The sequence below is a fragment of the Cupriavidus sp. 8B genome (assembly GCF_054589115.1).
The window spans coordinates 5,161-10,858 of sequence record NZ_BAAILO010000647.1 but is presented as its reverse complement, the minus strand read 5'-3'; the positions used below and the strand labels follow the sequence as shown (position 1 = coordinate 10,858).

Sequence of the window (5,698 nt, the reverse complement as noted above, 5' to 3'; positions counted from 1 at the left end):
CTGGCCGGCATGCCGGCCGGGCCGGCGGCCGGCGGGCGCTCGTACGACACGCCCACGGTGCCGGCCGATGCCTTTGTCATCCACGGCGAGAACGACGCCAATGTGCCGCTGCAAGCGGTGTTCGACTGGGCGCGCCCGCAGGAGCTGCCGGTCGTGGTGGTGCCCGGCGCAAACCATTTTTTCACCGGCAAGCTGCCGGTATTCCAGCGTGCCGTGGCCCAATACCTCGATACCCGGCAGCGAATCGCCGGGGCCGCCAGTTAAAGACGCGTCGGTCAGGCGCGTCAGTCCATGGCCGCGTGCGCGACGGCATCGTCGTCGACGTGGCGCGTGGGCTTGATCAGCAGGATGAGCGGTACCACCAGCAGCGTGGCAAGGAACATGACCTTGAAATCGTTGAGGTAGGCGATCATCGCGGCCTGCTGGTTGATCGACTGGTTGAGCATGGCCAGGTCATAGCGCGAGCCGCTTGCCAGCAGCGATTGCAGGGCCGGGTTGTACACGCTCACATGGGCCGCCAGGTCGGCGTGGGCCACCTGCGTGTTGCGCGTCATCAAGGTCTGGATCACGGAGATGCCGATGCTGCTGCCGATATTGCGCATCAGGCTGTAGGTGGCCGTGCCGTCCGCGCGCAGCTCCGGCGCGAGCGTGGAGAATGTCAGCGCACTCAGCGGCACGAACACCAGCCCCAGGCCAAAGCCCTGGATGATGCCGGGCCAGACGATATCGGACACCGACAGCACCACGGTGTACTGCATCATCTGCCACAGCGCGAAAGCGGAAATCAGGAAGCCTGCAAACAGCAGCACGCGGGCATCGATCCGCTTGAGCAGGCGCCCGGCCAGCAGCATGGAGAGCATGGTGCCGGCGCCGCTTGGCGCGGTGACCAGCCCGGTTGTGGCCACGGGATAGCCCATCAGGTTCTGCAGCATCGGCGGCAGCAAGGCGCGGGTGGCGTACATGACCGCGCCGATCACGAAGATAAAGCAGGCGCCGGTGGCAAAGTTGCGGTCCTTGAGCAACTGGTACCGGAAGAATGACTTGGGCCCGGCCGTGGCGGTGTGCGCCAGGAAGTACAGGAAGCTGACCCCCGCCAGGATGGCCTCGATGCGGATCTCCAGCGAGCCGAACCAGTCGAGCTGTTCGCCGCGGTCGAGCATGGCCTGGAGCGCGCCGATGGCCAGGCCAAGCGTGATGAAGCCAAACGCATCGAACTTCACGGCCCGCGCAGGCGCCCGGTTGGGCAGGAAGGACATCACGCCGAACAACGCGAATGCGCCAATCGGCACGTTGATGAAAAACACCCATCGCCAGTTGTAGCTGTCGGTCAACCAGCCGCCCAGCGTCGGGCCCAGGATGGGCCCCACCATCACGCCCATGCCCCACACCGCCATTGCCTGCCCCTGCTTCTCGCGGGGGTTGATATCCAGCAGGATGGATTGCGACAGCGGCACCAGCGACGCCCCGAAAATGCCCTGCAGCAGCCGCGACGCCACGATCTGCGCCAGGGTGTCCGACATCCCGCAGAACGCGGAGGCAATGGTAAAGCCGGTGATCGAGATGGCCAGCAGGCGCTTGACGCTGAGCCGGTCGGACAGCCAGCCGGTGAGCGGCGTGGCGATCGCGGCAGCGACGATGTACGAGGTCAGCACCCAGGTGATCTCGTCCTGCGACGCCGACAGGCTGCCTTGCATGTGCGGCAGCGCCACATTGGCGATGGTGCTGTCGAGCGTCTGGATCAGGGTCGCGGCCATGATCGCGATGGTGATCATGGGACGGTTGAGCGGCATTTCTACGCGCCCGGCTACCGCTTCGGAAGACATGGATAAGACAACCTGCTGGAGAGTTGTGGCTAGATGATAAGCATGCTTATTATAGGGCCACGCCAACGCGTGGCAAGCTGCTTCTTGCCGGCGCGCCGGCTTGCCCGAAGGAGATCTTTGTACAATCGCGCCATGGAAACGAAACTGGAAAAACGCTTTGGCTTCCTGGTCTCGGACGTTGGCCGCCTCAACGGCAAGCGCTTCGATGAACTGGCCAAGTCGTCCCTCGATCTCACCCGGGCGCAATGCCGCGCACTCGCCTACCTGTCGCACTACGGTGAAGTCAACCAGGTGCGGCTGGCCGAACTGCTGGAAGTCGCGCCGATTTCGGCGGGACGCCTGCTCGACCGGATGGAAGAGGGCGGCTGGATCGAACGCGTGCCCAACCCGGAAGACCGCCGCGAGCGCCTGGTGCGCATGACGCCCAAGGCGGAAAAGGCACTGGACAAGGCCCGGCGGGTCGGCGACGAGGTAGCGGCGGAGGCGCTGGCCGGCCTCAGCGAGCCGGAGCGCGAACAACTGATCGGCCTGCTCCAGCGCGTGCGCCAAAACCTGGGCACGATCGTCGATCGTTGACGGCGGGCAGCAAGCGACCAGCAAGCCCCATCCAAAACCCCTAAAGTTCTCCGCCCCGGCGCCGATGATCAGGTTATCCCAAACTCAACGGATAACCCCAACATGTCGGGCATCAGCGCAGTCACGCCGCAAGTGACGCTTCCCGGCTCCACCACCCCGGTCAAGGCCTCGTCGGCCGGGGCCGCGGATACCCAGGCCGGCAGCACGGCCTCAACCGCGCCCGTCGGTGGCCCGGCGGCTGGCGCCGGCGCGGGCAAGGCTGGTGGCGGTGGAAGCAGCAGTAGCAGTAGCAGAAGTACCGAATCCGATACCGTCAAGGAACTGAAGAAGCAGATCGCCGCGCTGCAAAAGCAGTTGGCGCAGGAGCAGCGCTAGCTCCAGTCCGTGCAGGCCAGCAGGATGAGCGACGAAGCGAAGGTGGCTGCCATGGCCGCGGCGCAATCGGAGATCGCCAGCACGTCGGCGTCGCTGCAAACCGCGACCGGTGCGCTCGCGCAGGCATTGCAGGCGCAGGGCGGCAGCACCTCGGGCTCGATGGTCGACACCACGGCGTAAGCCAGCCAGCGAGCTGGCCCGGCGGGTAGCACGTAGCGGCTGTCGGCGCGGGCCGTGCCGCCGCCGATGCGCGTCCCGCTACGGCAGCATGCCGTTGCGAGCGCGCTGCGGACAGCGCCTGCGTGCGCGAGTTGATGGCGAGCTTCTTGTAGATGGTCCGGGTGTAGGATTCCACCGTCAGCCTGGACAAGAACAACGGGGCTTGCGGCTCCACAGCGGGGGTGGGCTCCTCCACATGAATGTGGAATGCGGCGCTAAAAGGCTTACTTGAGAATGCGTTCTATCAGGATTTTTTAAAGAATTCTATTTAAATCAAATCCGATTCGCATAACCGCTGGCATAGCGTCACGGCTTGCGATGTCTTCGACCTGGAGGCCACGGCCCTGTGGAGCGGCAGTCGCGGTTCTGGCCCGGCTGCCGGCGTCTCAGACCAGTCGAGCCACGTCTTCCACGGCATCATCCAGCTGCAGCTTCAGCAACTTGAGCAAGCAATACAAGCCGTAAGCCTCCTCCGTCTTCTCGCTCTGCAGTTCCGCTAGTTGCAGCAGGCTATCCATCCCGGCGCTGACGCTTTGCAACTCCGCGCAACTGTTGGTCATGCGTTCGCGCAGGCCGCGATCCTGCGTTTCGATCTGGTCGATCAGTTCGGATATGCGGGGCTGTTCCTCGGCATTGGCGGGACGTGTCATGCCGATCAGCTCGGCGATGAGATCGCCTTGCTTGCTGATGGCGAGGAGGGGGGCGGTGGGACTGTCGCTGTGGGCGGTCGAACTGGGGCCGGCTCGGGCGCTGGGATGCATGCAAGCTCCTTCAGGAGGGTGAGGCAATGGGAGGCAAGACCAGGCCGCCTGCTTCAACGCGAGAGTGGCGGACTCGCAAAAGCATACTGCTTCTGCGGCCGCTCACCTTTAGGAAATTTCTGGATTTGCAGGCAGGTTTGCCGTTGCTCTTAGTGCAAGGCGTCGCCCGCCTGGCGAGGGCGTCCATGTTCGAGCGGGTGCGTGCTGGCGAAGCGCAGCCTTGCCATCTGCTCCGCCGCATCCGCTAGCAAAGCACTCGCGTTGGCCATGGCCTGCTCGACGGTGATCGGGCCGGGCGCCAGGGAAAAGCAACCCGTGAAATGTGTCCCGAGGGCCGGCAGCGCGGCGGGGTCGATGGCACCGGAAAGTAGTGTGGCGGGCACGCCGCAGGCATGGGCGCGCTGGCAGGCGATCAACGGTGCCTTGCCGCTTAGCGTCTGCATATCGCTGCGCCCCTCGCCGGTGATCAGCCAGTCGGCGCCCGCGAGCGCGCCATCGAGGTCTACGCAGTCCGCCACGATGTCGGCGCCAGGGCGCATCTGCGCGCCAAGCATCAGCAAGGCGTAGCCCAGGCCGCCGGCCGCTCCCGCGCCCGCCGCGTCCATGGCGTGGCGCCCGAGCGCCGGCTCCAGCAGGCTGGCGTAGCCGGCGAGCGCGGCATCGATGGCATCCACATCCTGCGCTTGCACGCCTTTTTGCGGGCCGAACACGGCAGTGGCGCCCTGCGGGCCGGTCAGCGGGTTGGTGACGTCGCACATTGCCACCAGCTTCGTGGATGCCAGCCGCGGGTCGAGCTGGCTGGCATCGATTGCCGCCAGCTGCGGCAGTGCGGCGGGCGTGGGCAGGATGTCGTGGCCGTGCGCATCCAGCAGGCGCACCCCCAGGCCATGCAGCAGGCCGGCGCCGCCGTCGTTCGTGCTGCTGCCGCCAAGGCCGACGAAGATCTCGCGCACGCCCAGGTCGAGCAGCGACTTGATGGCATCGCCGAGGCCGGCCGTCGAGCGCTGCGCAACGGGGCATGCCATGCCCGCCGGATCGGTGATGCCGACGATCTCCGCGGACTCGATCACGGCGCGGTCGCCTGCGAGCAGCGCTACCGTGGCGGTGCGCGTCGTGCTGTCCGCGCCGCGCACCTGGATGCCGACGCGCTGGCCGCCGGCGGCCAGCATGGCGTCGATGGTGCCTTCGCCGCCGTCCGCCATCGGGCGTTGCCGGATCGTCGCCCCGGGCAGCGCGCGCTGGATCCCGGTGGCGATGGCGGTGGCGACCTGGTCGGCGGCAAGGGAGCCCTTGAACGAATCGGGGGCAATGACTATGAGGGGATTGGCAAGGCTTGGCATAAGGCTGGGCGAGGCAGACGGCGCTCGCCCAAGGGCAAGGGCCGTACCGGGGGAAGGGGGCTGGCAGGGCCGCTGCTGGCGCCGCCCTGACAAGCAAAGACGGCTGGTGAGGTGGGCCCTCAGTCTTTCTTCGAGGCTACTTCATGATTGGCCATCAGCTCAAGCGCGCGGACCAGTGCGGAGTGATCCCAATCCGAGCCGCCATGGCTTGCGCAGGCATTGAACAACTCCTGGCAGGTGGCCGTGTTCGGCAACGACACGCCCATCTCGCGCGCGTTCGACAGCGCGAGGTTCAGGTCCTTCTGGTGCAGCCCGATGCGAAAGCCCGGATCGAACGTCCGCTTGATCATGCGCTCGCCATGCACTTCCAGCACCTTGGACGAGGCAAAGCCGCCCATCAGCGCCTGGCGCACGCGCGCCGGATCCGCGCCGGCCTTGGAGGCGAACAGCAGGGCCTCGGCAACCGCCTCGATGTTCAGTGCCACGATGATCTGGTTGGCCACCTTGGCGGTCTGCCCCGCGCCGTTGTCACCCACCAGCGTGATGTTCTTGCCCATCAGCTCGAACAGCGGGCGGACGGTCTCGAACGTTGCTTCCGGGCCGC

At 66.3% G+C, this 5,698-nt stretch carries 7 protein-coding genes and 1 pseudogene; 4 read left to right on the top strand and 4 right to left on the bottom strand.

Going from position 1 to position 5,698, the window contains the following annotated elements; all coding sequences use genetic code 11:
* Window positions 1–264: pseudogene (locus ACYP5B_RS51610) on the top strand (alpha/beta hydrolase); the annotation flags it as partial.
* A 20-nt stretch (window positions 265–284) separates the two neighbouring features.
* On the opposite strand, the gene ACYP5B_RS51605 reads toward ACYP5B_RS51610, so the two are convergent.
* Window positions 285–1,823, bottom strand: coding sequence for a DHA2 family efflux MFS transporter permease subunit (locus tag ACYP5B_RS51605; RefSeq protein WP_318234183.1), 1,539 nt, complete (start codon window positions 1,821–1,823; stop codon window positions 285–287).
* A 132-nt stretch (window positions 1,824–1,955) separates the two neighbouring features.
* On the opposite strand from ACYP5B_RS51605, the gene ACYP5B_RS51600 reads away from it, so the two are divergent.
* From ACYP5B_RS51600 to ACYP5B_RS51590, 3 genes are all read left to right on the top strand, one after another.
* The gene (locus tag ACYP5B_RS51600; RefSeq protein WP_318234182.1) at window positions 1,956–2,399 is read left to right on the top strand and encodes a MarR family winged helix-turn-helix transcriptional regulator; all 444 of its coding nucleotides are present in this window, start codon (window positions 1,956–1,958) and stop codon (window positions 2,397–2,399) included.
* Between the two features lie 102 nt (window positions 2,400–2,501).
* The gene (locus ACYP5B_RS51595; protein ID WP_459575247.1) at window positions 2,502–2,774 is read left to right on the top strand and encodes a hypothetical protein; all 273 of its coding nucleotides are present in this window, start codon (window positions 2,502–2,504) and stop codon (window positions 2,772–2,774) included.
* 24 nt (window positions 2,775–2,798) lie between these two features.
* Window positions 2,799–2,954, top strand: a complete 156-nt coding sequence (locus ACYP5B_RS51590) for a hypothetical protein (protein WP_459575245.1) — start codon at window positions 2,799–2,801, stop codon at window positions 2,952–2,954.
* A gap of 425 nt (window positions 2,955–3,379) precedes the next feature.
* On the opposite strand, the gene ACYP5B_RS51585 is transcribed toward ACYP5B_RS51590, so the two are convergent.
* The 3 genes from ACYP5B_RS51585 to ACYP5B_RS51575 form a co-directional block, all read right to left on the bottom strand.
* Window positions 3,380–3,754, bottom strand: coding sequence for a DUF1484 family protein (locus ACYP5B_RS51585; RefSeq protein WP_318234167.1), 375 nt, complete (start codon window positions 3,752–3,754; stop codon window positions 3,380–3,382).
* A 149-nt stretch (window positions 3,755–3,903) separates the two neighbouring features.
* Window positions 3,904–5,094, bottom strand: coding sequence for a glycerate kinase (locus ACYP5B_RS51580; protein WP_459575244.1), 1,191 nt, complete (start codon window positions 5,092–5,094; stop codon window positions 3,904–3,906).
* Window positions 5,095–5,213: 119 nt separating this feature from the next.
* On the bottom strand, window positions 5,214–5,698 hold a 485-nt coding region (locus ACYP5B_RS51575), incomplete at its 5' end, for an NAD-binding protein (RefSeq protein ID WP_459575242.1).

Coding starts and splice junctions, on each gene's coding strand:
- ACYP5B_RS51605 (WP_318234183.1), bottom strand. CDS start 1,823: ATGTCTTCCGAAGCGGTAGCCGGGCGCGTAGAAATGCCGCTCAACCGT.
- ACYP5B_RS51600 (WP_318234182.1), top strand. CDS start 1,956: ATGGAAACGAAACTGGAAAAACGCTTTGGCTTCCTGGTCTCGGACGTT.
- ACYP5B_RS51595 (WP_459575247.1), top strand. CDS start 2,502: ATGTCGGGCATCAGCGCAGTCACGCCGCAAGTGACGCTTCCCGGCTCC.
- ACYP5B_RS51590 (WP_459575245.1), top strand. CDS start 2,799: ATGAGCGACGAAGCGAAGGTGGCTGCCATGGCCGCGGCGCAATCGGAG.
- ACYP5B_RS51585 (WP_318234167.1), bottom strand. CDS start 3,754: ATGCATCCCAGCGCCCGAGCCGGCCCCAGTTCGACCGCCCACAGCGAC.
- ACYP5B_RS51580 (WP_459575244.1), bottom strand. CDS start 5,094: ATGCCAAGCCTTGCCAATCCCCTCATAGTCATTGCCCCCGATTCGTTC.